Annotated in this window: 19 protein-coding genes and 1 pseudogene; 12 read left to right on the forward strand and 8 right to left on the reverse strand. The window is 69.8% G+C overall.

Annotated elements, in window-relative coordinates:
* On the reverse strand, positions 1 to 3342 hold the full coding sequence (locus ACJ7VY_RS12245; protein ID WP_313253837.1) for a PAS-domain containing protein: 3342 nt from the start codon (positions 3340 to 3342) through the stop codon (positions 1 to 3).
* A 241-nt stretch (positions 3343 to 3583) separates the two neighbouring features.
* Positions 3584 to 5821, reverse strand: a complete 2238-nt coding sequence (locus ACJ7VY_RS12250; RefSeq protein WP_313253839.1) for a TonB-dependent receptor — start codon at positions 5819 to 5821, stop codon at positions 3584 to 3586.
* Between the two features lie 163 nt (positions 5822 to 5984).
* Here ACJ7VY_RS12250 and ACJ7VY_RS12255 point away from each other — a divergent pair, with 163 nt between their 5' ends.
* Positions 5985 to 7391, forward strand: coding sequence for a GntP family permease (locus ACJ7VY_RS12255; protein WP_313253842.1), 1407 nt, complete (start codon positions 5985 to 5987; stop codon positions 7389 to 7391).
* 525 nt (positions 7392 to 7916) lie between these two features.
* Here the strand turns inward: ACJ7VY_RS12255 and ACJ7VY_RS12260 are convergent.
* A complete protein-coding gene (locus ACJ7VY_RS12260; protein ID WP_409475714.1) occupies positions 7917 to 8249 on the reverse strand; it encodes a ComEA family DNA-binding protein in 333 nt (110 codons plus the stop codon).
* A 200-nt stretch (positions 8250 to 8449) separates the two neighbouring features.
* Here ACJ7VY_RS12260 and ACJ7VY_RS12265 point away from each other — a divergent pair, with 200 nt between their 5' ends.
* From ACJ7VY_RS12265 to murU, 4 genes are all read left to right on the forward strand, one after another.
* Positions 8450 to 9943 carry a M20 family metallopeptidase gene (locus ACJ7VY_RS12265; protein WP_104939387.1) on the forward strand — a complete coding sequence of 498 codons (1494 nt, stop codon included), beginning with the start codon at positions 8450 to 8452 and terminating at the stop codon, positions 9941 to 9943.
* A 64-nt stretch (positions 9944 to 10007) separates the two neighbouring features.
* Positions 10008 to 10277, forward strand: coding sequence for a GlsB/YeaQ/YmgE family stress response membrane protein (locus ACJ7VY_RS12270; RefSeq protein ID WP_409475715.1), 270 nt, complete (start codon positions 10008 to 10010; stop codon positions 10275 to 10277).
* 93 nt (positions 10278 to 10370) lie between these two features.
* Positions 10371 to 11384: an aminoglycoside phosphotransferase family protein gene (locus ACJ7VY_RS12275; protein WP_312346926.1), complete on the forward strand. Its 1014-nt coding sequence runs from the start codon at positions 10371 to 10373 to the stop codon at positions 11382 to 11384.
* The gene (gene murU, locus ACJ7VY_RS12280; protein WP_313253848.1) at positions 11381 to 12085 is read left to right on the forward strand and encodes an N-acetylmuramate alpha-1-phosphate uridylyltransferase MurU; all 705 of its coding nucleotides are present in this window, start codon (positions 11381 to 11383) and stop codon (positions 12083 to 12085) included. The genes ACJ7VY_RS12275 and murU overlap by 4 nt, the downstream gene beginning before the upstream one ends.
* Before the next feature lie 831 nt (positions 12086 to 12916).
* Here the strand turns inward: murU and hda are convergent.
* Genes hda through ACJ7VY_RS12295 form a run of 3 tightly spaced genes read right to left on the reverse strand, consistent with a single transcriptional unit; the run spans position 12917 to position 15935 of the window.
* Positions 12917 to 13612: a DnaA regulatory inactivator Hda gene (hda, locus tag ACJ7VY_RS12285; RefSeq protein WP_104939390.1), complete on the reverse strand. Its 696-nt coding sequence runs from the start codon at positions 13610 to 13612 to the stop codon at positions 12917 to 12919.
* Complete coding sequence (locus ACJ7VY_RS12290) at positions 13609 to 14778, reverse strand: AI-2E family transporter (RefSeq protein ID WP_161613411.1); 1170 nt, start codon at positions 14776 to 14778, stop codon at positions 13609 to 13611. Before ACJ7VY_RS12290 ends, hda begins: the two co-directional genes overlap by 4 nt.
* The gene (locus tag ACJ7VY_RS12295; RefSeq protein ID WP_313253850.1) at positions 14775 to 15935 is read right to left on the reverse strand and encodes a DUF2066 domain-containing protein; all 1161 of its coding nucleotides are present in this window, start codon (positions 15933 to 15935) and stop codon (positions 14775 to 14777) included. Before ACJ7VY_RS12295 ends, ACJ7VY_RS12290 begins: the two co-directional genes overlap by 4 nt.
* Before the next feature lie 46 nt (positions 15936 to 15981).
* Between ACJ7VY_RS12295 and purM the strand changes: the two genes are divergently transcribed.
* The 6 genes and pseudogenes from purM (at position 15982) to ACJ7VY_RS12325 (ending at position 20335) form a co-directional block, all read left to right on the forward strand.
* The gene (purM, locus tag ACJ7VY_RS12300) at positions 15982 to 17040 is read left to right on the forward strand and encodes a phosphoribosylformylglycinamidine cyclo-ligase (protein WP_313253852.1); all 1059 of its coding nucleotides are present in this window, start codon (positions 15982 to 15984) and stop codon (positions 17038 to 17040) included.
* A gap of 24 nt (positions 17041 to 17064) precedes the next feature.
* The gene (locus ACJ7VY_RS12305; protein WP_409475716.1) at positions 17065 to 17508 is read left to right on the forward strand and encodes a hypothetical protein; all 444 of its coding nucleotides are present in this window, start codon (positions 17065 to 17067) and stop codon (positions 17506 to 17508) included.
* Positions 17509 to 17551: 43 nt separating this feature from the next.
* Positions 17552 to 18160, forward strand: a complete 609-nt coding sequence (locus ACJ7VY_RS12310) for a DUF2238 domain-containing protein (RefSeq protein WP_240212213.1) — start codon at positions 17552 to 17554, stop codon at positions 18158 to 18160.
* Positions 18157 to 18816 (forward strand): phosphoribosylglycinamide formyltransferase, encoded by a 660-nt coding sequence (gene purN, locus ACJ7VY_RS12315; RefSeq protein ID WP_409475717.1) that lies wholly within the window; start codon positions 18157 to 18159, stop codon positions 18814 to 18816. The genes ACJ7VY_RS12310 and purN overlap by 4 nt, the downstream gene beginning before the upstream one ends.
* 125 nt (positions 18817 to 18941) lie before the next feature.
* Positions 18942 to 19649, forward strand: a pseudogene (locus tag ACJ7VY_RS12320) (DUF3108 domain-containing protein); the annotation flags it as partial.
* Positions 19650 to 19651: 2 nt separating this feature from the next.
* Positions 19652 to 20335 (forward strand): DUF3108 domain-containing protein, encoded by a 684-nt coding sequence (locus ACJ7VY_RS12325; RefSeq protein ID WP_409475718.1) that lies wholly within the window; start codon positions 19652 to 19654, stop codon positions 20333 to 20335.
* A gap of 75 nt (positions 20336 to 20410) precedes the next feature.
* On the opposite strand, the gene sucD is transcribed toward ACJ7VY_RS12325, so the two are convergent.
* On the reverse strand, positions 20411 to 21286 hold the full coding sequence (gene sucD, locus ACJ7VY_RS12330; RefSeq protein ID WP_054667217.1) for a succinate--CoA ligase subunit alpha: 876 nt from the start codon (positions 21284 to 21286) through the stop codon (positions 20411 to 20413).
* 181 nt (positions 21287 to 21467) lie between these two features.
* The gene (gene sucC / locus ACJ7VY_RS12335; RefSeq protein ID WP_054667218.1) at positions 21468 to 22640 is read right to left on the reverse strand and encodes an ADP-forming succinate--CoA ligase subunit beta; all 1173 of its coding nucleotides are present in this window, start codon (positions 22638 to 22640) and stop codon (positions 21468 to 21470) included.
* 259 nt (positions 22641 to 22899) lie between these two features.
* On the opposite strand from sucC, the gene ACJ7VY_RS12340 reads away from it, so the two are divergent.
* Positions 22900 to 24513 carry a HAMP domain-containing sensor histidine kinase gene (locus tag ACJ7VY_RS12340; protein WP_313253864.1) on the forward strand — a complete coding sequence of 538 codons (1614 nt, stop codon included), beginning with the start codon at positions 22900 to 22902 and terminating at the stop codon, positions 24511 to 24513.
* Positions 24514 to 24538: the final 25 nt, after the last annotated feature.

Genomic DNA, 24538 nt, shown 5'->3' on the forward strand with positions numbered 1-24538 from the left:
CTATGGCCGGGCCAGCGCGCGCGCGGCCAGCAGCCGGTCCATGATCGATTTCAGCGCGAGCGGCCGCACCGGCTTGTGCAGCAGGGTCAGGCCCTGCTCCAGCACCTCGCGGCGGGTGGCCAGGCTGTCGTCGGCGCTGAGGATCAGGGTCGGCCGGGTGCCGAAGCGCGCCCCCAGCCGCGCCTGCAGCGCGGTGCCGGTGTCGCCGTCGTCCAGGTTGTAGTCGAACAGCCACAACGCCGCTGGCGCGGCCTGCATCGCCGCGACCGCAGCGGCCTCGGCCGACGCCTCGGCCACGTCGTAGCCCCAGCCGCGCAGCAGCGCCGCCAGCCCGGCCAGCGCCGCCGGGTCGTTGTCCACCACCAGCACCCGGACCGCACCGCGCACCGCCGGCTCCGCAGGTCCCGGCGGCGGCGCCGCCGGCGTGGACACCGGCAACGCATCCACCGCCACCGAGAACACCGTGCCCCGGCCGAGCGTGCTGCGCAGCCGCAGCGGCGCCTGCAGCAGGCCGGCGATGCGGTCGGCGATGGCCAGGCCCAGGCCCAGCCCCTGACCGCCGCTGTCCTCGCCACGGCGGAACTCCTCGAAGATGCGCCGCTGCTCGGCCACGGCGATGCCCGGCCCGGTGTCGTGCACCTCGATGCGCAGCCGTCCGCCCTCGCGGCGCACGCCCAGCAGCACGCCGCCGCGCGCGGTATAGCGCACCGCATTGGCCAGGAAGTTCTGCAGCACCCGCCGCAGCAGCTGCGGGTCGCTGTTCACCCAGGCCCGGGTCGGCACGTAGCGGAAGCCCAGCCCACGCGCCGCGGCCAGTGCACGGAACTCGGAGGCCAGCGGGTCGAGCACCTCGGCCAGCGGCATCCCGCGCGGCTGTGGCACCAGCCCGCCGGCCTCCAGCCGCGACATGTCGAACAGGCCGGTGAGCAGCTGCGTGGTCGAATCCAGCGCGCCGCGGATCTGCGCCACCGCCTGCCGCTGCGACGGCGCCTCGACCTGCTGCGCCAGGGTGTCGGTGAACAGGTGCGCGGCATGCAGCGGCTGCAGCAGGTCATGGCCGATGGCAGCCAGGAACCGGCTCTTGGCGTCGTTGGCGCGCTCGGCCTCGCGCTTGGCCGACTCCAGCAGCGCGGTGCGCTCGCCCACCCGCTGCTCCAGCGTCTCGTTGCTGCGCATCAGCTCCTGCTCGGTGCGGCGGAACTCGGTGACGTCGGTGAAGGTGGCCACGAAGCCGCCGCCGGGCATCGGATTGCCGCGGATCTCGACGATGCGGCCGTCCGGGAACACCCGCTCGGTGAGGTGCGCGGTGCCGGCGCGCATGAACGCCAGGCGCCGGTCCACCGCACGCTCGTCGCTGCCACGCTGCGGCATCGCCTGCAGCGCCCAGCGGGTCAGGTCGACGATCGGCCGGCCCACCTGCAGCAGTTCATCGGGAAAGCCGAACAACTGCGCATACGGACGGTTCCAGGCCACCAGCCGCTGCTCGCGGTCGATCACGCTGATGCCCTGGCTCATGTTCTGCAAGGCCGCCTGCAACACCTGCTGGTTGAAGCGCAGGTCCAGCGAGGCCTCGCTGACGATGGCCGCGACCGTGGCCAGTTCGCCGCTCTCGCGGCGCGCGGCATCGAGCAGCAGCCGCGCCGACGCCGCGCCGAGCACCGCGGACAGTTCGCGCTCGATGCTGGCCTCGGTCGCCGCCGGCACCGGCCCCTGCCGCGGCGCGTCGGCCAGCAGCCGCTGCACCTTCTCCCACGGCAGGAAGCGGCGGCCGGCGTCGCGCAGTGCGTCCGCGTCCAGGTTGCGCCGGGTGCGGTCGGGCGTGTCGCGGCGCCAGGCCATCACCAGCAGCGTCACCGCGGTGCCGACGAACAGGCTGGCGCCAACCGCGCGTCCCAGCGGGCTCCAGCCGGTCAGCCCGAACAGCGCCTCGGGCGCCAGCCAGCGCCAGCCCAGCGGCCCGTCGGCAAGCCAGGCCGGCACCCTGCCGCTGCTCTCCAGCAGGGTCGGCAGCAGCAGCACCCAGGCCCAGGTGGCGAAGCCGGCCAGCACCCCGGCGATGGCCGCGCGCGGCGGCGTCTGCGGCCGCCAGATCGCGAACCCCAGCACCGGCACCAGCGTGGCCATCGCCGAGAACGAGATCGCGCCGATGTCGGCCAGTACGTTGCCGCCGCCGATCGAACGGCTGTAGCCCCAGGCCAGCAGCATGATCACGCAGATGCCGGCGCGCCGCAGCCACACCAGTTCGCGGCGGTGGTCGCCGCCGGCGCGGGCCCAGGTACTGCGCAGCAGGCCCGGCGCGAACCAGTGGTTGCCGATCATCAGGCTCAGGGTCAACGTGCTGACCACCACCATGCCGGTGGCCGCGCTGAGCCCGCCGAGGAAGGCGAACAGCGCCACCCCGGTGTGCCCGGCGGAGAACGGCAGCGCCAGGGTGTACATGTCGCTGGGCACGCTGTCGCCCAGCAACGCGGTGCCGGCACGCGCCAGCGGCAGGATCGGCAGCGCGATCAGCAGCAGGTACAGCGGGAACAGCCAGCGCGAGGTGCGGATGTCGGCCGGGTCGCGGCACTCGACCACGCCGACGTGGAACTGGTGCGGCAGCAGGAACATCGCCAGCGCACCAAGCAGCACCAGCGGCATGAAGCCGCCGGCCGGCGCATCCGCCACCGGCGCGGGCGGCGGCACCGCCACCGCATCCAGCCCGAACCAGACGAAGGCGCCCAGCGCCAGCATCGCGCCCAGCTTGAACAGCGACTCGGCGGCCATCGCCAGCACCAGCCCGCGGTTGTGCTCGGACACGTCGGCGCGGCGCGCGCCGAACAGCATCGCGAACAGCGCCATCGCCAGCGCCACGTACAGCGCGCTGTCACGCCAGGGCGCGGCGTCCACCGCATCGGCCGAGCGCAGGGTGAGCATGGCAAAGCTCATCGCCACCGCCTTGAGCTGCAGCGCGATGTAGGGAATGAGCCCGAGCGCGGCGATCAGCGTCACCGTCGCCGCCAGCCAGGCGTCGCGCCCCAGCCGCGCAGCGATCAGGTCGGCCAGCGAGGTCGCGTTGGTCTCGCGCGCCAGCCGCACCAGGCGCACCATCATGCCGATGCCCAGCGCGTAGAACAGGATCGCGCCGACGAAGGTCGGCGGCAGCGGCCAGCCATAGCGCGCGGCCTGGGTGACCGTGCCGTAGAACGTCCACGAGGTGCAGTGCACCGCCAGCGACAGCGCGTAGACATGGCGCCAGTGGCGCGCGAACACGGTGGGCCGGCGTTCGCCATAGAGCGCGACGCCGAACATCAGCACCAGCCAGGCCACTCCGGCCAATGCCACCGTCACCAGACTCAACATGCGCAAGCAGTCCCCGTATGCATGGCGGGCAGGATACGGCGCACGCCCCGCGTGGCGGAACCGCGCGGACCCCGGTCCGACGGCGGTACGGTGGCCGGCGCCCCTGCGCGCCGCGCGCCGGCCCCGTGCGCGGCATGCGGCCGCGCCCCGCCACCGCCACGCCGCGGCTGCGGGCCCGCGCACGAAAAAGCCCTCCCTGCGGGCGCAGGGAGGGCCGGGTTGCGGAACTGCGGCACGCGCCTCAGAAGTTGTAGCGCAGCGACATGTACCAGTTGCGCGGCAAGCCGTAGTAGGCGGTCTGGATGTTGCCCACGCTGGCGAACTCCTGGCCTTCGGTCTTGTATTCCTTGTCGGTCAGGTTGCGCACGCCGGCACGCACCTGCCAGGCCATCTGCGGCGAATCCCACACGCCGTAGACGCCGAGCAGGGTGTAGGCGTCCTGGCTCAGCACCGCGCGGTTGTCCACGCTCAGCCAGGTCTTGCCGCGGTAGGAGACATCGCCACCGAAGGTCAGGTTGCCGTTGTCGCCCAGCGAAAACACGTGCTGCAGGGCCACGCGCGCGGTCCAGTCCGGCGAGAACGGCACGTGGTCATGGTTCACGTTCGGATCGAAGCCCGGGTACGAGGGATCCAGGCGGAAGTCCTCGAACTTGTCGTACTTGGCGTCCATCCAGCCGATCTGCGCGCTCAGCGTGGTGGCCTCGCCCAGCAGCGCACTGCCCTCCAGCTCGATGCCCTTGATGTTGAGCTTGGCCGCGTTGAGCACCGGGAAGGTGCCCACGTCCTGCGAGACGCGCGCCTGGAAGTCGCTGTAGTTGCTGTAGAACGCCGCCGCGCTGCCGCGGAAGCGGCGATCGGCCGAGCTGCCCTTCAGGCCGAGCTCGTAGGTCCACACGTATTCCGGATCGAACTTGGCGTGCTGGGTGTCGTAGCGGGTGTTGGCGCGGCCGTTGAAGCCGCCGGACTTGAAGCCGCGGTTGGCCGACACGTAGCCCATCAGGTTGTCGCCGAACGCCTTCTGCAGGCTGATCGACGGGGTGACCGCGGTCCACGAGGCGTTGGCGGCAAAGGCCACGGTTTCGTTCAGGGCGGTGAACGGTGCGCCCCAGAAGGTGCTGGTGGAACGGGCGTAATCCTTCTTGTCCTTGGTCCAGCGCACGCCCGCGGCCACGGTCCAGCTCGGCACGAACTCCCAGTTGAGGTGGGCGAAGGCGGCGTTGGAGGTGGTGGTCAGGTCATCGTTGATGGTGCGCAGGAACGGCACCTTCGCCCCCAGGAACGAGAACAGGTCGTCGGCATAGGCCTCCTGGTAGGACGGGACGTTCTCCTTCATGTAGTACGCGCCGAAGGTGGCGTGCAGGTTGGAGCCGTTGTCGTAGTGCAGCTGGAACTCCTGGCTCTTCTGGTCCTGGTTCAACGCGACCAGCACGTCGCCCAGCTCGTACTCGGAGGCGTCGATGTCGATGTACGACTTGGTCTTGAGCTTGCGGTAGGAGCTGATGCTCTTCAGCGTCCACTGCGCGTTGATGTCCCAGTCCATCGCCAGCGATGCACCGGAGTGCTTCAGGTACTGGCCCTCGCCGTTCTTGAACGAGGTCAGGGCGCGGCGGTTCCACTCGCCGGTCTCGCCGGGCTGCAGCACGATCACGCCGGCCGGCGCGAGGCTGGTCTGGCGCAGGTCGGCCATCGGCCGGCCCAGGGTCAGCGCGGCGTCCTGCTTGGTGGTGTCCAGCGACAGCGTGGCACGGAAGCTGTCGCTGGGGTTGAAGGCCATCTTGAAGCGCAGCGCCTCGGTGTCGTCGTCGTTGTAGCGCTTGCCGGTCTCGGCGTCCTTGACGTAACCGTCGTTGGTGATCTTGGCGCCGGCGATGCTGGCGGCGATGGTGTCGCTGAGCTTGCCCGAAACGTAGAAGCGGCCTTCCAGGCGGCCGTAGTCACCCGCGGTGACTTCCACCGCGCCGCCCTCGTTGTCGAACGGATTCTTGGTGGTCAGCTTGATCGCGCCACCGGTGGAGTTCTTGCCATACAGCGTGCCCTGCGGGCCGCGCAGCACTTCCAGCTGCTGGATGTCGAACAGCGAGAACAGCGCGCCGTTGATGCGCGAGTAGTAGACGTCGTCGACGTACATGCCCACGCCCGGGTCGAACGTCTGCAGCGCGTCCGGCTGGCCGATACCGCGGATGAACACGTTGACGCTGTTGGCCGAGCCGCGGCCCTGGGCGATGTTCATGTTCGGCACCGCGCCCTGCAGGCCTTCCACGGTGGAGGCCTGCAGGTCCTTGATCTGCTCCTCGCCGAACGCCGACACCGCCACCGGCACGTCCTGGATGGACTCGGTGCGACGCCGCGCGGTCACGGTGACTTCGTCCAGCTGGGTGGCCTGCTGGCCGGCCGCCGGCTGCTGTTCCTGGGCCTGCACGAATGCGGCCGGGGCCAGCAGTGCACAGCCCACGGCCATGCTCAGATACTTGTGCTTCATTGGTCTCCCTCCTCCCGGGTATGACACGGCGGCACACGGATGCCGCCCACGTAGCGCACGTTAACGGGGCGTTAGGAGCGGGCGTATCGTCCGTTCGTACAGTGGGCCGGGCCGGGCCGGCTCCCGATACTCGCCGGCATCGTGTCTGGCCGGGGAGCCGTGGATGTCGTTTCTGATCGTACTGGCGGCGCTGTGCTTCCTGATGTTCGTGGCCTACCGCGGCTACAGCGTGATCCTGTTCGCGCCGGTGGCGGCGCTGGGCGCGGTGCTGCTGACCGACCCGACGCTGGTGCAGCCGATGTTCACCGGCCTGTTCATGGACAAGATGGTCGGCTTCCTGAAGCTGTATTTCCCGGTGTTCCTGCTCGGCGCGGTGTTCGGCAAGCTGATCGAGATCTCCGGCTTCTCCAAGTCGATCGTCACCGCCACCATCCGCCTGGTCGGCGCACAGCGCGCGATGCTGTCCATCGTGCTGGTCTGCGCGCTGCTGACCTACGGCGGGGTGTCGCTGTTCGTGGTGGTGTTCGCGGTCTACCCGTTCGCCGCCGAGCTGTTCCGCCAGAGCAACATTCCCAAGCGGCTGATCCCGGGCACCATCGCGCTGGGGGCGTTCACCTTCACCATGGACGCGCTGCCGGGCACGCCGCAGATCCAGAACATCATCCCGGCCTCGTTCTTCGGCACCACCGGCTGGGCCGCGCCCTGGCTGGGGGTGATCGGCACGGTGGTGATCTTGGTGCTGGGCATGAGCTACCTGGAATGGCGCCGGCGGGTCGCCATCGCCCGCGGCGAGGGCTACGCCGGTACCGACGAAGCGCTGCGCAACGAGCCCGAGCCCTTCAGGGGCGACCGCCTGGCGCACCCGCTGCTGGCGGTGCTGCCGCTGCTGCTGGTGGGCGTGGCCAATTTCCTGTTCACCCGCTGGATCCCCGGCTTCTACGGCGAAAGCCAGTCGTTCGTGCCCGCGGTGATCGGCAACCCCGCGCCGGTGGTGCAGGAGGTGTCCAAGGTCGCCGCCATCTGGGCGGTGCAGGGGGCGCTGCTGCTGGGCATCCTCAGCGTCATCGTGCTTGCCTGGAAGCCAGTGGTGGCGGCCTTCGCCGAGGGCACGAAATCGGCGATCGGCGGCGCCATGCTGGCGTCGATGAACACCGCCTCCGAGTACGGCTTCGGCGCGGTGATCGCCGCCCTGCCCGGCTTCCTGGTCGTGGCCAACGCACTGGGGTCGATCCCCAACCCACTGGTCAACGAGGCCATTTCCGTCACCGCCATGGCCGGCATCACCGGCTCGGCGTCGGGCGGCATGAGCATCGCCCTGGCGGCCATGGCCGACAGCTTCATCGCCAACGCGCAGGCCGCCGGCATCCCCATGGACGTGCTGCACCGGGTGGCGGCGATGGCGTCCGGCGGCATGGACACCCTGCCGCACAACGGTGCGGTCATCACCGTGCTGGCCGTGACCGGCCTGACCCACCGCCAGTCCTACAAGGACATCTTCGCCATCACGATCATCAAGACCCTGGCCGTGTTCGCGATCATCGGCGTGTACTACGCCACCGGCGTGGTCTGAGACAGGGGCACCCGCGCCACGCGGGCGCGGACCGGCGGGTTTGGGCAGTCAACCGCCCCTCGTTCCCCAAGGGACAGCATCAAGCCGGTGGGGTCGCGCCACATCGCGCAGGCCCCGCGCCGGTCGCGCTGCGCGGCGGGCCTGCCGCAGCGGGACAGGGCGATCGCTGGTCGGGCATGGATCGGGGCGGTCCGGCATTTCCGGCCGCTGCGAGGAGGCTGAGGCCACTGTGCGGTCGCCGGACGCAGCCGGGCCCGGTGCGCGGGACGGGGCATCGACCTTGATTGCATGGCCGGCCCGCCCTGTCCGGGCGGGCGGCTGGCGGTGACCGGGAATGCCGCGAATGCCAAGCCTCGGTGGCCCGCCACGGCCGCAAAAGGAATCGCCCGGCTGCACGTCACTGTGCAACACCGGGCGACATTCACGTCCTTGTAGGCTTCCTGCCTCTCCCCTGCCTCCTGGCTATGCGGGGTTCTCCGTGTGGCCGTCGTCCAGACGGCGCACATAACCGCGATTCCTTTCCGCTCAGCGCCTTTCGACCGGCTTGGCCGCTGCCGGCTTGGCAGGCCTGGCGGCGGAGGCGCTTCCTGCGCCCACGCCGATCAGGTCACGATTCCGTTCGACCGTCTTCAAACCGATGCCTTTCACCAGTGCCAGTTCCTCGACACTCTTGAAAGGGCCGTTCGCCTGCCGGTATTCGACGATCGCCTGCGCCTTGGCGGCGCCGACATTCACCAATACCTGGTCCAGCTCCGCCGCGGTGGCGGTGTTGATGTCGACCTTGTCCGTGGCATGCGCCGATGCGGTCAACAACAACGCCAGAACCAGTGACTTCAGCATCACGGTGAAACGCTTCATCGCTGCAACTCCTTGTGGCTTGGACTGGAATGCCGGCAGTCCCGCCGGCCAGTCCAGTGTTCCGCGCCACATGAACACAGCCTATCCGCCGCGCCTTCACACCGCAGCCGGCAAACCGCCCGATTCCTTGTAGGAAAATTCCTACAAGACGGACGGCGTAGAATGGGCGCATCTGAAACCTTCGCAACCGGAGTTCCCGAATGGACAGCGCCAAGCTCGGCCAATTTCTCAGTGACAAGTGGGACAGCGACATCGTCCCGCAGCTGGTCGACTACATCCGCATCCCCAACAAGTCGCCGATGTTCGACGCGAACTGGGTTGCCAATGGCTACATGGACCAGGCCGTGGCGCTGATGGAGGGCTGGGCCAGGGCGCAGAAGATCCCGGGCCTGCAGGTCGAGGTGGTCCGCCTGGAAGGCCGCACCCCGCTGATCTTCCTGGAAATCCCGGCCTCCGGCCCGGAGACCGGCGACGACACCGTGCTGCTTTACGGCCACCTGGACAAGCAGCCGGAAATGACCGGCTGGGATGCCGACCTGGGCCCGTGGAAGCCGGTGCTGCGCGGCGACAAGCTGTACGGCCGCGGCGGCGCCGACGACGGCTATGCCCTGTTCGGCTCGCTGGCCGCGGTGCTCGCCCTGCAGGAACAGGGCCTGCCGCACGCCCGCTGCGTGATCCTGATCGAGGCCTGCGAGGAATCCGGCTCCTACGACCTGCCCGCCTACGTCGACCACCTGGCCGGGCGCATCGGCCAGCCGTCGCTGGTGGTGTGCCTGGACTCGGGCTGCGCCAACTACGACCAGCTGTGGTGCACCACCTCGCTGCGCGGCCTGACCGGCGGCAACTTCACGGTCAAGGTGCTCAACGAGGGCGTGCACTCCGGCGACGCCTCCGGCGTGGTGCCGTCCAGCTTCCGCCTGCTGCGCCAGCTGCTCTCGCGCATCGAGGACGAGAACACCGGCCGTATCCTGCTCGACGGCCTGCACACCGAAATCCCGGCCGAGCGCCTGGAACAGGCCCGGCGCGCGGCCGAAGTGGTCGATACCGCCATCTTCGACAAGTTCCCGCTGGTCGATGGCCTCAAGCCGATGAACGAGGACCTGACCGAGCTGGTGCTCAACCGCACCTGGCGGCCGGCGCTGTCGGTCACCGGCATCGGCGGCATGCCGCCGCTGGAGTCTGCCGGCAACGTGCTGCGCCCGGAAACCTCGGTGAAGCTGTCGCTGCGGCTGCCGCCGACCGCCAATGGCAAGGCCTGCGGCGAGCTGCTGAAGGAAGCGCTGCTGCGCGACCCGCCGAACGGCGCCCATGTCAGCCTGGAACTGGAAAAGGCTTCCACCGGCTGGAACGCGCCGGCCATGGCGCCGTGGCTGGAGAAGTCGATCGACGACGCCAGCCAGGCCTTCTTCGGCAAGCCGGCCATGTACATGGGCGAAGGCGGCTCGATCCCGTTCATGGGCATGCTGGGCGAGAAGTTCCCCGGCGCGCAGTTCATGATCACCGGCGTGCTCGGCCCGCACTCCAACGCGCACGGCCCGAACGAGTTCCTGCACATCCCGATGGGCAAGCGGGTCACCGCCTGCGTCTCCAAGGTGCTGTTCGACCACCACGCAGCCAGCCTGCGCGGCGAGACCAGCGGCTCGCCGGTGGCCGCCGACAGCGGTACCCGCCACGGCGGCCACGGCTGCTGCTGAGCGGCGCGATGACGACGCAGCCTGGCCTTGCTAGGCTGCGTTTTTTCCTGGAGCGGGCGCGCACATGAGCGGACTGTTTGGCAGCGACAGCTGGCTGTACATCATCCTGGTCGGCTTCGTGGTCGGCCTGCTCGGGCGCTTCTTCATGCCCAGCAACAACCGCATGGGCTGCCTACTCACCATCGTGCTGGGCATCGCCGGCGCGGTGTTCGCCGGCTGGTTCGGCCGCGAGATGGGCTGGTATGCCGCCGGGCAGCCGGCCGGCTTCGTCGGCGCCATCATCGGCGCCATCGCCCTGCTGGCGTTGCTGCGGCTGGTCAGCGGCAAGCGCTGAAGCCCACCCCGGTTTTCCCTTCCAACACGGCACGTCCCCGGAGCGCAGCGCCCCGGCGGCGGGGCCATTGGCACCTGCGAGCACGCTCCACCGATGAACCCGGACATTTCCCTCGAACCGCAGCGCGCGCGGCACCGCCTGGAGTGGGCACGCGAACGCCTGGCCGACGCCACCGCCAGCATCGAGCGCGCCTCGGTGGATGCCGGCTTCCGCAGCTACTGGCGCGTCACCGGTGATGCGGGCAGCCATATCGTCATGGACGCACCACCCGGGCTGGAGGATCCGCGGCCCTGGCTGCGCATGCGCGAGCTGCTGCTGGCGCATGGGCTGCGCGTGCCCGCGCTGCTCGCGCAGGACCTGGATGCCGGCTTCCTGCTGCTGGAGGACCTGGGCGCGCCGACCCTGGCGCGGCTGCTGGACGACGGCAATGCCGATGCGTGGTTCGACCGCGCCATGGAGCAGCTGGTCCGCTTGCAGTCGATCCCGGTGCCCGACGGCTTCGGCGAGTTCGGCGAGGCGCTGCTGCAGCGCGATGCCGGCCTGTTCGACGAATGGTTCCTGCAGCGCCATCTCGGCCTGCAGCTGGACTGCGGCGAGGTCGAGGGCCTGCAACTGGTACAGCGGCGGCTGATGGACAACGCACTGGGGCAGCCGCAGGTGATGACCCACCGCGACTTCATGCCGCGCAACCTGATGCCGGTGGCCGACGGCCCGGCGGTCCTGGATTTCCAGGACATGGTGCGCGGGCCGATCGCCTACGACCCGGTGAGCCTGTTCAAGGATGCCTTCCTCAGCTGGCCGCTGCCGCGCGTGGACGACTGGCTGGCGCGCTACCACGCGCGTGCGCTCGGCGCCGGCCTGCCGGTGCCCGACCGCGCCACTTTCCTGCGCGACGCCGACTGGATGGGCGTGCAGCGCCACCTGAAGATCCTCGGCATCTTCTCGCGCCTGCATTACCGCGACGGCAAGAGCCATTACCTGGAAGACGTGCCGCGCTTCATCGCCTACCTGGACGAGGTCCTGCCGCGCCATCCGCCGCTGTCCGCGCTGCAGTCGCTGCTGCAGCGGCGGATCAAGCCGGCGCTCGCCGCGCGGGCCACCCGATGAAGGCGCTGGTTTTCGCCGCCGGGCTGGGCGAGCGCATGCGCCCGCTGACCGAGCACACGCCCAAGCCGCTGCTGCCGGCCGGCGGCAAGCCGCTGATCGCATGGCACCTGGAAAAGCTGGCCGCGCTCGGCGTGCGCGACGTGGTGATCAACACCTCGTGGCTGGCCGAGCAGTTCCCCCGGGCGCTGGGCGACGGCAGCCGCTGGAACCTGCGCCTGCACTATGCCCACGAGGGGCCGACCCCGCTGGAAACCGGCGGCGGCATGCTCAACGCGCTGCCGCTGCTGGGCGAGGCGCCGTTCCTGGTGGTCAATGGCGACATCTGGACCGACTTCGACTTTTCGCTGCTGCCGCGCGAGCCGGTCGGCGAGGCGCACCTGCTGCTGGTGGACAATCCGCCGCAGCACCCGCGCGGTGACTACCACCTGGACGCGCACGGCGTGCTGCATGACGACCGCGACGCACCGTGCCTGACGTATGCCGGCATCGGCGTGTACCGCCCGTCGATCCTGCAGGGCTGGCGCGCGGTGATCGGCGATGCCCCCGGCAGCGATCGCACCCCGCCGCGCTTCAGCGTGGTGCCACTGCAGAAGCACTTCATGGCGCAGGGCCGCATGACCGGCCAGCACTACCGCGGCCGGTGGACCGACGTCGGCACCCCGCAGCGGCTGCAGGCGCTGGAAGAAGCCCTCTCATCGTAGGTACGGGGCTTGCGCCGTACGGCGCTCTCCCGGTGAAGCCTCGTGCTTTCCCGGCGAGGGCATCGTGCGGGGCAAGCCCCGCACCTACGGAGCATTGCGCCAATGCGCCGTTCAATCACAGGCAGGGGCTACGTCCTCCGCGCCCGCATCCAGGGCGCCAGCGGCAACCCCGACCTGGCCGGTTCGCCGGAGCGGGTGCCACCCGTAAGGGAACAAATCTGTCGTAGGTACGGGGCTTGCCCCGTACGGCGCTCTCCCGGTGAAGCCTCGTGCATTCCCGGCGAGGCATCGTGCGGGGCAAGCCCCGCACCTACGGAGAGCGTTGCCGACGCGCCGTTCAATCACAGGCAGGGCTACGTCCTCCGCGCCCGCGTTCAGGGCGCCAGCGGCCACCCCGACCTGGCCGGTTCGCCGGAGCGGGTTCCACCCGTAAGGGAACAAATCTGTCGTAGGTACGGGGCTTGCCCCGTACGGCGCTTCCCCGGTGAAGCCTCGTGCATTCCCGGCGAGGCTTCGTGCGGGGCAAGCCCCGCACCTACGGAGCATTGCGCCAACGCTCCGTTCAACCACGGACCGGGGCTACGTCCTCCGCACCCGCATCCAGGGCGCCAGCGGCAACCCCGACCTGGCCGATTCGCCGGAGCGGGTTCCACCCGCGAAGGAACAAATCTACCGTAGGTACGGGGCTTGCCCCGTACGGCGCTTCCCCGGTGAAGCCTCGTGCTTTCCCGGCGAGGCTTCGTGCGGGGGCAAGCCCCGCACCCATGCAACCCACCTGCCTGGCCTGGAACGTTCCCGGCAAAACCCCCGGCCAGGTGATCGCCGTGTTGCTCAGGATCCGTCCAGTACCTGGCGCAGGAACGGCACGGTGATCCGCCGCTTGGCCGCGAGCGACTCGCGGTCGAGCCGGTCCAGCAACACCACCAGGCCACCGAGGTCGCGCCCGGTGCGGGTGAGCAGCCAGTCGATCGCGGCCTGGTCCAGTGCCAGCCCGCGACGGATCGCGCGCTCGCGCAGCACCGCACCGCGGCCGGCGTCGTCGAGCGCGTCCAGCAGGATGCGCCCGCACTGCGACAGCCGCGAACGCAGGTCCGGCAGCACCAGCCCCAACGCATCGGGTGCGGCGCTGGCGGTGTAGAGCAGGGTCACGCCGGCGGCACGCGCACGGTTGTGGAAATCGAACAGCGCCACCTCGTCCTCGCGCTGGCCGGCGATGGCATCCAGGCCATCCAGCGCGACCACGTCGCGTCCCTCCAGCGCCTCCAGCGCATCGCGCAGGCGCCCGGCGGCGGCCTGCAGCGGCAGATAGGCCGAACCGCGCCCGGCCTGCTCGGCGGCCGCGCACACGGCCAGCGCCAGGTGGGTCTTGCCGCTGCCCGCGGGGCCGACCAGGTACACCCAGTCGCGGCTGTCGCCGGTGGCGGCGGCGCGCAACTGCGCCAGCGCCCCGTCCGGGGCGCCGATGAAGGTCTCCAATCGCTGGTCCGGCGGATAGCGCAGGGCCAGCGGCAACTGCGGCACGCTCACTTCGGTTCCACGTCCTTCGGCACGATGCCCATGCCCGGGGCGGGCTCGCCGCTGGACTGCAGCACGATGGTCGGGCCGTGCCCGGCATACAGTTCGCTCTGCCGGTAACGCTCATGCGCGTAGCGCAGCAGCACATTGATCACCGCCGCCGCCGGCAGCGCCAGCAGCATGCCGAGGAAACCAAACAGCTGGCCGCCGGCCATCACCGCGAAGATCACCGCCACCGGATGCAGGCCGATCTTGTCGCCGACGATGCGTGGGGTGAGCACGTAGCTCTCCAGCAACTGGCCGACGGTGAACACCACGCCGACCAGCGCCAGCAGCTTCAGGTCGAAGCCCTGCGCCTGCACCAGCGCCGCCAGCACCGCCAGCACCACGCCGGTGGTGGCGCCCAGGTAGGGAATGAAGCTGATCAGCCCGGCGACCAGTCCGATCAGCAGGCCGAGGTTGAGTCCGACCACCGACAGACCCACTGCGTACACCACGCCCAGCGCGATCATCACCGCGATCTGCCCGCGGATGAAGGCACCGAGCACGTCGTTGGATTCGCGCGCCAGCCGCGACACGGTTTCGATATGGTTGCGCGGGATCACCGAGGCGACGCGCTCGACCAGGCGGTCCCAGTCGCGCAGGAAGTAGTACGCCAGGATCGGCAGCAGCGCCAGGTTCACCACCCAGGCCACCATCGCGAAGCCCGAGCGCGACAGGTAGCCGAACAGGGTGCTGGCCGCGCCACCGGCCTGCTGCCAATGGGTGCGCACCCACTCGAACAGGCGTTCGGGTTCCAGCCAGCCGAGGATCTCCACCCCGGTACGCCGTTCGATCCACGGCAGCGCGGTGCCCATCAGCCATTCCTGGGCCTGCGGCAGCGCGGCCACCAGGGTGGTGATCTGGCGCTGGATCATCGGCACCAGGATCAGCAGCGCCAGCGCCAGCAGCAGGATCATCAGCGCGAACACCAGGATCACCGCGGTATTGCGCGACCGGCCGCGCGCCTCCAGCCGGTCCACCAGCGGATCGCCCAGCCAGGCCAGCATCAGCGCCACCACGAACGGGGTCAGGATCGGCGCCAGCAGCCACAGCACCCACATGGCGAAGGCCCCCAGCACCGCCCACTTCACGCGGCGCAGGAACAGCGCGATTTCGGTATCGGCGCTACTGTTCATCGGACGCGGTACTCGGCCGTGGTGGACGCCGGCGCGCCTTCGGCAGGCGGTGCCACCGGCTGCAGCGCGGCATCGGCGCCGAGCATGCGGTTCAGGCCCTGCAGGCCGCTCATCAGCTCCAGGTCCAGCTCCAGGCGGTCGCCGGACGCCTGTACCGGCACGACCGAACGCACCACCGGCACCGACTGCAGGGTGGCGGCCACGCGCAGGTAATCGGCCGCGGTGCGCAGCCCGCTGACGCGGATGCGGTAGGTGCCGGCGGCACCGGTCACCGGCGCCTTGGCGTAGCGCTTGACCAGCGCGTCCGCGGCACCGTCGGCGCCACCGGCCATGGCGCGGCGGGCATCGCCGTCGCGGGTGCTCCAGCGCGCCAGCTCGCGCCCGTCATCGACGAACACCCAGTCGGCCATCCAGCCACCGCCGCTGGCGCGGTACAGCTTGCCGACCAGTTGCATCGGCGGGGCATAGCGCGTCGAGGCGCGGGCGATGGCGGCGGTGTCCTGGCGCCAGATCGCGCCGACCAGCGCCTGCTCGGCGGCGCCGCCACCGGGCAGGCCCAGGCGGAAACCGCGCTCGATCGCGCGGTCCAGCAGCGGACGCGCCGCATTGGCCTGCTGCACGCCCACCAGGCGCGGGCCGCTGCCGTCGTCGATCGCCATCCACACCACCGGCTTGGGCCGCGGCTGCGGCCATACCGGCAGCCCCAGCGCCGCGACCAGCCCGTCCACGTCGTCCTGGCGGAAACGCGCCACCAGCATGGTCCGGAAGCTGGGTGCGCCGGAAGCCGACACGCTCTGGTCCTGGCGGTAGTCGTAGCTCTCGACCATGTCCCTGGCGCTGCGCAGCGCCTGGGCGACGCCCGGGCGGGTCATGGCGCTGCGGTCGCCGGACAGCTTGCCCAGTACCGCGCCCAGCGCGCGCGCCAGGGCGCCGTTGCGGTCGGCGTCGCCCTGGCTGTTGACCGGCACCTCCGCCTCGTAGGCATTCTGGGCGCTGGCGATGTCGCCCTCGGTACGCAGGCCGGACTGCGCAAGCGCCGCCGGGACGGACAGGCAGAGCGCCATAAACAGGAAAAAGGCCAGGCTGCGACGCATTGAGGGTTCCATTGCTCGACGGTTCCGGTGGGAATTGTTGCCCGAATGCGGCCTTGGCGCCAACGTGGCCTGTTAAAATCGCCCGTTCACCCCGCCAGTGCAGCCGCCCGTGACCAGTTCCCCGACTTCCGCCAACTCTCCCCTGACCTACCGTGACGCCGGCGTGGACATCGACGCGGGCAACGAACTGGTCGAGCGCATCAAGCCGCTGGTCAAGCGCAGCTTCCGCCCCGAGGTGATGGGCGGGCTGGGCGGTTTCGGCGCGCTGTTCGACCTGTCCGGCAAGTACCGCGAGCCGGTACTGGTCTCGGGTACCGATGGCGTCGGCACCAAGCTCAAGCTGGCCCAGCAGCTCGGCCGCCACGACACCATCGGCATCGACCTGGTCGCCATGTGCGTGAACGACGTGCTGGTGCAGGGCGCCGAACCGCTGTTCTTCCTGGATTACTTCGCCACCGGCAAGCTCGACATCGACACCGCCGCCGCGGTCGTGGGCGGCATCGCCAACGGCTGCACCGAGGCCGGCTGCGCGCTGATCGGTGGCGAAACCGCCGAGATGCCCGACATGTACGCCCCGGGCGAGTACGACCTGGCTGGCTTCACCGTGGCCGCAGTGGAGAAGAGCGAGCTGAAGGACGGCTCCAGCGTGCGCCAGGGCGACGTGCTGATCGGCATCGCTTCCTCCGGCCCGCATTCCAACGGCTACTCGCTGGTGCGCCGGATCTACGACCGCGCCGGCCAGCCGGCCGACCTGGTGCTGGAGGACGGCGTCAAGCTGGTGGACGCGCTGATGGCACCGACCCGCCTGTACGTCAAGCCGATCCTGTCGCTGCTGAAGGAACACGGCGCCGCGATCCACGGCATGGCCCATATCACCGGCGGCGGCCTGACCGAAAACATCATCCGCGTGGTGCCCGATGGCCTGGGCCTGGACATCGATGCCGGCAGCTGGACCCTGCCGCCGGTGTTCCAGTGGCTGCAGCGCGAAGGCAACGTCACCGACAGCGAGATGTGGCGCACCTTCAACTGCGGCATCGGCTTCGTGCTACTGGTGCCGGCCGACCAGGCCCCCGCCATCGGCGCCTCGCTCGACACGCTGCAGCTGGCGCACTGGCAGATCGGCCAGGTGGTCGCGGCCGAGGGCGGCGAGCGCGTGCGCATCGGCTGAGGTTTCCGGACCGCACGCTGCCCCATGGACCCGGTGACCGCCCCCGCCCCGCCGCCCAGGCTGACCGACGAGGACGCCAGCCAGTTGCGCCTGCTGTCGATCTTCCATTACGTGGTGGCGGCGATCACCGGGCTGTTTTCGCTGATCCCCGTGCTGCACCTGGTGATGGGGCTGGCCATGGCCACCGGCAGGCTGCCGGTGGAGACGGGTACTTCCGGTACGCAGGCCATCGATCCGCGGTTGTTCGGCTGGTTCTTCGTCGCCTTCGCCGGCGTCTTCATTGCCTGCGGCCTGGCCCTGGCGGGTTTCATGGCCCATGCCGGCCGCTGCCTGCGGCAGCGCCGGCGTTACACGCTGTGCCTGGTGGTCGCCGCCATCTCCTGCATGATGATGCCTTTCGGCACGGTACTGGGCGTGTTCACCCTGATCGTGCTGATGCGCCCTTCGGTCAAGGCGGCCTTCGCTTGAACGGTACGCCACCGCCCTTCACCCCTCCTCCGGGCGACGCCGCATGAGCCCTGCCAAGAAGGCCGCGTTCGCCGGTGTGCTCGCCGTGTTCCTGCTCACCTGGATCAAGCCACTGTGGCCACTGGAGCAGGCCCTGCACAGCTCGCTGACCGTGGTCGGGCTGGCGGCGCTGTGGTGGGTGGACCGGCGCTGGCCGCTGGATGGCGGCGCCTTCGCCGCCATCTGCGGGTTCGTCGCGCTGCATTGCATCGGCGCGCGCTGGCTGTATTCCAACGTGCCGTACGAGGCATGGCTGCAGGCGCTGGCCGGCTGGTCGCCCGGCGCGGCCTTCGGCTGGCAGCGCAACCATTTCGACCGGCTGATCCACCTGCTGTATGGCGCCTGCTTCACCCCGGCGCTGGCGCAGCTGGCACGGCACGCGTGGCCGGCGCTGCGCGGTGGCCAGGCGTTCGTGCTGGCGGTGATGGCGGTCATGTGTTCCAGCCTTGTGTACGAATGGCTGGAATGGGGCATCGCGCTGGCGCTGTCGCCGGAAGCCGCCGAAGCCTACAACGGCCAGCAGGGCGACGTCTGGGATGCGCATGCCGACATGCTGCTGGCAACCGTCGGCAGCCTGCTGGCCTGGCCGCTGGCGCGGCGGGTGGCCCGATGAGCGCCCCCGCACGCATCGCCGTGCTCGCCTCCGGCCGCGGCAGCAACCTGCAGTGCCTGCTGGACGGCATCGGTAGCGGGCAGCTGCACGCACGCATCGTCGGCGCGTTCTCCGACAAGCCCGGCGCCGCGGCACTGGACAAGGTCGCCCCGGCGCTGCGCTGGGCACGTTCGCCGCGGGAGTTCGCCGACCGCGATGCCTTCGACGCCGCGCTCGGCGACGCCGTGGCCGCCAGCACCCCGGACTGGATCGTCTGCGCCGGCTACATGCGCATCCTCGGCGCCGGCTTCGTGCAGCGCTTCGGCGGCCGTCTGGTCAACATCCATCCGTCGCTGCTGCCGCGGCACAAGGGCCTGCACACCCACGCCCGGGCGCTCGAGGCCGGTGACGCCGAGCACGGCGCCAGCGTCCATTTCGTGGTGCCGGAACTGGATGCCGGCGCGGTGATCGCACAGGCACGGGTGCCGGTGCTGGCCGGCGACGACGCCGATGCGCTGGCCGCGCGGGTGCTGGCGGTCGAACACCCGCTGCTGCTGGCAACGGTACGCCTGCTGGTCGATGGGCGCGTAGCTGAACAGGATGGCACGGTCCTGTTCGATGGTCAGTCCCTGTTTAATCCCCTGCACCTAGATTCCGACGGCACCCTCCGGCGCTGATCCGCACATGCCGCTGATGCGCCGGCTGGCATGATGACCATCCCTCCCGCCCAGATCCGAGCATGACCCTCGCCTTCCTCAAACCGGTAGTGCTGGCCAGCCTGCTGACGACCCTGCCGGTCATGGCCCAGGAAACCGCCCCCGCGACGGCCGCGGCGCTGCCGCCGGCCGAGTGGGACCCGCCGGCGCTGGAACCGTTCGTCGCCACCTACCAGGCCTTCTACAAGGGCAAGGAAGCCGGCGACGCGACCATGCGCGTGGTCCATGACGACGGTGCCCGCTGGCGCGTGGACATGGCCGTGCGCGGGCGCCGCGGGTTCGCCGGGGTGCTGGGCCTGAACCTGGAGCAGAGCACGGTGTTCGACAACCAGGGCACGGTGTACGTGCCGCTCAGCCAGAGCACGGTGAAGAAGGCGCTGTTCCTGGGCAAGAAGGTCACCGGCACCTACGATTGGCGCGATGGCACCGCGCAGTGGCACGGCGACCTCAAGAAGGAGCGCCAGCACCCGATTCCGCTGCAGCCGGGCGACCAGAGCGCCCTGCTGCTCAATCTGTCGCTGATGCGCGACGCCCGCCCCGGCCAGCCGCTGCGTTACCGCTATGTCGACGTGGGCCGGGTCCGCCAGTACGAATACCAGGCGGCCACCAGCACCGAGACCGTGCAGGTCGGCGACCTCAGCTACGACGCGCTGCGGGTCTACCGCACCAACGGCGGCAACGATGAAACCATCCTGTGGATCGCCAATGGCGTGCCCACGCCCGTACGCATCCTGCAGCGCGAGGATGGCGAGGACGCCATCGACCTGCGCCTGACCGAATACCAAGGAGCCTGAGCATGAAGCCTTCTCTGCGCCATCTCCCGCTGGCCGCCGCCGCCCTCGCCGCGCTGGCCAGCTCGCCCGCGCTGGCCATGCAGCCGTTCACCGCGAACTACCAGGCCAGCTACATGGGCCTGCAGGCCAACGGCGTGATGACCCTGGCCGCGGAGAGCGGCGGCAAGTGGCGCTACACGCTGCAGGTCAAAAACCAGCTGGCCGAGTTGAGCCAGAGCACGCTGTTCGACGAGCAGAACGGCCGCCTGCGACCGCTGAGCAGCCATGACGCCTCGGTGATTCCGTTCAAGCGCCGCGCGGTCGATGCGCGCTACGACTGGGGCAGCAGCCAGGCCACCTGGAGCGGCGATGTGAAGCCGGAACGGCGCGGGCCGGTGGCGCTGCAGAACGGCGACATGGACGGCCTGCTGATCAACCTGGCCATCGCCCGCGACGTCGCCGCCGGCAAGCCGCTCAACTACCGCATGGTGGACGACGGCCGGGTCAAGACCCTGACCTACCGCGTGGTCGGCAAGGAAAGCATGACCGTCGACGGCAAGACCGTGGAGGCCACCAAGGTCGCGCGCGTGGACGGCAACAAGGAACAGATCGCCTGGATCGCCCCGGGCATGCCGGTGCCGGTGCGCCTGCTGCAGCGCGAGGGCGGCCGCGACGCCCTGGACCTGACGATCAAGTCGCTGCGCTGAATCCCGCCGGCGCAGCACCCGGAACGCGAAAAGGCCGCCCGCAGGCGGCCTTTTCGTTGCGCCTCGCGGCCGGTCTTACTTGACCAGCTTGGCGATGGCGGCGCCCAGGTCGCCCGGCGAACGCACGGTGACCACGCCAGCGGCTTCCATCGCCGCGAACTTGCCCTCGGCGGTGCCCTTGCCACCCGAGGCGATCGCGCCCGCGTGGCCCATGCGCTTGCCGGCCGGCGCCGACGCACCGGCGATGAAACCGACGACCGGCTTCTTCACGTGTGCCTTGATGTACTCGGCACCGGCTTCCTCGGCGTCGCCGCCGATCTCGCCGACCATGATGATGCCTTCGGTCTGCGGGTCTTCGTTGAACAGCTTCAGGCAGTCGACGAAGTTCAGGCCGTTGATCGGGTCGCCGCCGATGCCGATGCAGGTGGACTGGCCCAGGCCGACTTCGGTGGTCTGCTTGACCGCTTCATAGGTCAGGGTGCCCGAGCGCGACACGATGCCGATCTTGCCCGGCTTGTGGATGTGGCCCGGCATGATGCCGATCTTGCACTCGCCCGGGGTGATCACGCCGGGGCAGTTCGGCCCGATCAGCACGGTCTCCGGGTAAGTGCGGGTCAGCACGTTCTTGACCCGCAGCATGTCCAGCACCGGGATGCCCTCGGTGATGCAGACGATGACCTTGATGCCCGCGGCAGCGGCTTCCAGGATCGCATCGGCGGCGAACGGTGGCGGCACGTAGATGACCGACGCATCGGCGCCGGTGCTGGCCACGGCATCGGCCACGGTGTTGAACACCGGCAGGTCGATGTGGGTGGTGCCGCCCTTGCCCGGGGTGACGCCGCCGACGACCTGGGTGCCGTACTCGATCATCTGGGTGGCGTGGAAGGTGCCCTGCTGGCCGGTGAAGCCCTGCACGATCACCTTGGTGTTCTTGTTAATCAAAACGGACATTCGTTTGAGTCCTCTGAATCTCTTGCTGTTTGTCGGCTTCGGAACCACGTGATGTTCCGCCATGCGGAACATCACTCAGGCATGCCACCCCATCCCCCGCATCACCGCTTCGCGGCAATGCCGCCCCCTTGACTCAAGGGGGCTGGAGGAACGCAGCCCGGTGCCCCGAAACAGGGAATGATCAGGCGGCGGCGTTCTTGACCGCTTCAACGACCTTCTTGGCGCCGTCGTTGATGTTGTCGGCCGGGATGATCGCCATGCCGCTGTCGCGCAGCAGCTGCTTGCCTTCTTCCACGTTGGTGCCTTCCAGGCGCACCACGACCGGAACCTTGACGCCCACTTCCTTCACGGCGGCGATGATGCCTTCGGCAATCATGTCGCAGCGGACGATGCCGCCGAAGATGTTGACGAAGATGCCTTCGACCTTGTCCGAGGACAGGATCAGCTTGAACGCCTCGATCACGCGCTGCTTGTTGGCGCCGCCGCCCACGTCCAGGAAGTTCGCCGGCTCGCCGCCGTTGAGCTTGATGACGTCCATGGTGGCCATGGCCAGGCCGGCGCCGTTCACCATGCAGCCGATGTTGCCGTCCATGGTGACGTAGTTGATGTCCAGCTCCGAAGCGGTGACTTCGGTTTCGTCTTCCTGGGACTTGTCGCGCATGGCGACCAGTTCCTTGTGGCGGAAGCTGGCGTTGTCGTCGCTGTTGAACTTGCCGTCCAGCGCGTACAGATTGCCGTCGTCCAGGATCGCCAGCGGGTTGATCTCGACCAGCGCCAGATCCTTCTCGTTGAAGATGCGGTACAGGTTCACCATGATGTTGGCGAACTGGCCGGCCTGCTTGGCGGTCAGGCCCATCTTGAAGCCGATGTCGCGGCCGTGGTAACCCTGCACGCCCTCGACGAAGTCCACGTTCAGGGTGTGGATCTTGTCCGGGGTCTCGGCGGCGACCTGCTCGATCTCCATGCCGCCTTCCGAAGAGGCAATGAAGCTGATGGTGCGGGTGCCACGGTCGACCAGCACCGACAGGTACAGCTCCTTGACGATCTCACCGGCGGTGGTGACCAGCACCAGGTTGATCGGCAGCTCGACGCCGGCGGTCTGGTAGGTCGCCATCTTGGTGCCAAGCATCTTGGCCGCGGCCGCCTTCACGTCTTCGACGGTCTTGCAGAACTTGACGCCGCCGGCCTTGCCGCGGCCGCCCGCGTGGATCTGCGCCTTGACCATCCAGGGGCCCTGGCCCAGCGACTGGGCAACGGCGACCGCCTCGTCCGGGGTAGCCGCGACCTTGCCGGCCGGGACGGGGATGCCGTACTCGGCAAGCAGTTGTTTTGCCTGGTATTCGTGGAAATTCATGTGTCACCGTGGGAATGGGAACAACCGCCACGAGTCCACAGGGCCAAGGGATGGCCTTCCTGCAGGGCGGGCGGGCCCACCATTGTCGCCGACCACGGCCCGTGGCGCAAAGAACGCCATCCCCGGCGCCGCCCGGGGAGCGGAATCGGGCGGGATTTCAGTCACTTGCCGGCTGCCGCTGGATTGTCGCGGTGGCCGTCACCGCGATCCCGGCCCGCACCTATACTCCGTGCTGCCGCCCGTCGCCGGAGCCCCGCGCTTGACCTCCCCGTCCTCGCTCATCGACCGCATCGAATCGATACCGCGGCGCGAGCTGTATTTCTTCGCGCTGTACCGGGTGCTGATCGCCAGCCTGATCGCGGCGCTGGTGTTCAGCCCGCTGAGCGCGCTGATGAGCGAGGCGCACCACCCGGCGCTGGCACGCGCGGTGAGCATCGGCTACCTGCCGGTCGCGTTGGGCCTGCTGGCGTGGGGCCGCAACGAGCGCTGGCTGCGGCCGCTGGTGTTCTGGGGCGCGGTGAGCGACATCCTCGCCGCCACCCTGCTCATCCACGCCCTGCCCGGCGCCAGCGCCGGCATCTCCATGACCCTGCTGTTCAACATTTCCGCCGCGGCGATGATGCTGCCGCTGTCCGGCGGCATGCTGCTGGCCATGGTGGCCAGCATCGCCACCGTGGCCGAGTTCGGCTGGCGCGAACTGGAAGGCGGCGACAGCACCCGCACGGTGGCCGAGCTGGCGATGTTCGTCACCAGCTACCTGGCCCTGGCCTGGATCAGCTACCAGATCGGCAACCGCGCCCGGCGCAACCAGCAGTTGGCCGAGCAGCGTGGCGCCGAAGTGGCCAACCTGTTCGAGATCAACGAGCTGATCATCCGCCGCATGCGCACCGGCGTGCTGGTGGTGGACGGCGGCGGCCGCATCGCCCTGGCCAACGAGGCCGCCACCGCGCTGCTTGGCGAGGCCGGCGATGGCCTGGCCGGCGGCGAGGCGCGGCTGGGCCAGGTGGCGCCGGAGCTGGCGCGGCGCCTGCAGCGCTGGCGCAACGGCTCGACCGGCGAGGAGCAGCCGCTGCAACTGGCCGGCGGCCAGGCCGAGGTGCAGCCGCGCTTCGCCCGCCTGCTGGCCGACAGCGACCAGACCCTGCTGTTCCTGGACGACACCAGCGTGGTCTCGCGCCGCGCCGAGTCGCTCACCCTGTCCACCCTGGGCCGCTTCTCGGCCAGCCTGGCGCACGAGATCCGCAACCCGCTGGCGGCGATCAACTACGCCACGCAGCTGCTGGAGGAATCCAGCGACCTGGGCGACGCCGACCGGCGCCTGCTGCAGATCATCCACCAGCAGTGCCAGCGCACCAACGGCATCGTCGAGAGCGTGCTGGCGCTGGCCCGCCGCGAGCGCGCCAGCCCGGAGAACCTGGACCTGGCCAGCTTCGTGCGGCGCTTTGTGCTGGAGTACCGGCAGACCCTGTCCACCGAGACCGACAACGTCGAATCCATCATCCGCGAGTCCTCGGTGCCGGCACTGATGGACCCGCGCCACCTGCACCAGATCCTGACCGCACTCGTGCACAACGCGCTCAAGTACGGGCGCGCCGGCGACGAGCCGGCACAGGTGCGGATCCGCGTCGCGTCCGCCGGCCGGCACGCGGTGATCGACGTGATCGACCGCGGCCCCGGCATCCCCGAGGCGGTCGCCGCACAGCTGTTCCGGCCGTTCTACACCACCTCCGAGCACGGCACCGGACTGGGCCTGTACATCGCGCAGGAGCTGTGCCGGGCCAGCCAGGCGCGGCTGGAGTACATCCCGGTCCCGACCCGCGGCGCCTGCTTCCGCATCGTCATGCCCGCCCCGCACGGCGCTTTTGCCGCCTGATCCAGCGCCGCCGCGGAGACAGGAA

Origin of the sequence: Stenotrophomonas sp. Y-13, assembly GCF_046267925.1 — a bacterium.
GTDB classification, from domain to species: domain Bacteria; phylum Pseudomonadota; class Gammaproteobacteria; order Xanthomonadales; family Xanthomonadaceae; genus Stenotrophomonas; species Stenotrophomonas acidaminiphila_A.

Excerpts from the sequence above, each read along its gene's own strand:
- ACJ7VY_RS12245 (WP_313253837.1), bottom strand. The coding sequence starts at position 3,342 with ATGTTGAGTCTGGTGACGGTGGCATTGGCCGGAGTGGCCTGGCTGGTG.
- sucC (WP_054667218.1), bottom strand. The coding sequence starts at position 22,640 with ATGAATTTCCACGAATACCAGGCAAAACAACTGCTTGCCGAGTACGGC.
- ACJ7VY_RS12265 (WP_104939387.1), top strand. The coding sequence starts at position 8,450 with ATGGACAGCGCCAAGCTCGGCCAATTTCTCAGTGACAAGTGGGACAGC.
- purN (WP_409475717.1), top strand. The coding sequence starts at position 18,157 with ATGAGCGCCCCCGCACGCATCGCCGTGCTCGCCTCCGGCCGCGGCAGC.
- ACJ7VY_RS12255 (WP_313253842.1), top strand. The coding sequence starts at position 5,985 with ATGTCGTTTCTGATCGTACTGGCGGCGCTGTGCTTCCTGATGTTCGTG.
- ACJ7VY_RS12275 (WP_312346926.1), top strand. The coding sequence starts at position 10,371 with ATGAACCCGGACATTTCCCTCGAACCGCAGCGCGCGCGGCACCGCCTG.
- ACJ7VY_RS12305 (WP_409475716.1), top strand. The coding sequence starts at position 17,065 with ATGGACCCGGTGACCGCCCCCGCCCCGCCGCCCAGGCTGACCGACGAG.
- ACJ7VY_RS12270 (WP_409475715.1), top strand. The coding sequence starts at position 10,008 with ATGAGCGGACTGTTTGGCAGCGACAGCTGGCTGTACATCATCCTGGTC.
- ACJ7VY_RS12310 (WP_240212213.1), top strand. The coding sequence starts at position 17,552 with ATGAGCCCTGCCAAGAAGGCCGCGTTCGCCGGTGTGCTCGCCGTGTTC.
- ACJ7VY_RS12250 (WP_313253839.1), bottom strand. The coding sequence starts at position 5,821 with ATGAAGCACAAGTATCTGAGCATGGCCGTGGGCTGTGCACTGCTGGCC.
- ACJ7VY_RS12290 (WP_161613411.1), bottom strand. The coding sequence starts at position 14,778 with ATGAACAGTAGCGCCGATACCGAAATCGCGCTGTTCCTGCGCCGCGTG.
- sucD (WP_054667217.1), bottom strand. The coding sequence starts at position 21,286 with ATGTCCGTTTTGATTAACAAGAACACCAAGGTGATCGTGCAGGGCTTC.
- murU (WP_313253848.1), top strand. The coding sequence starts at position 11,381 with ATGAAGGCGCTGGTTTTCGCCGCCGGGCTGGGCGAGCGCATGCGCCCG.
- ACJ7VY_RS12325 (WP_409475718.1), top strand. The coding sequence starts at position 19,652 with ATGAAGCCTTCTCTGCGCCATCTCCCGCTGGCCGCCGCCGCCCTCGCC.
- ACJ7VY_RS12260 (WP_409475714.1), bottom strand. The coding sequence starts at position 8,249 with ATGAAGCGTTTCACCGTGATGCTGAAGTCACTGGTTCTGGCGTTGTTG.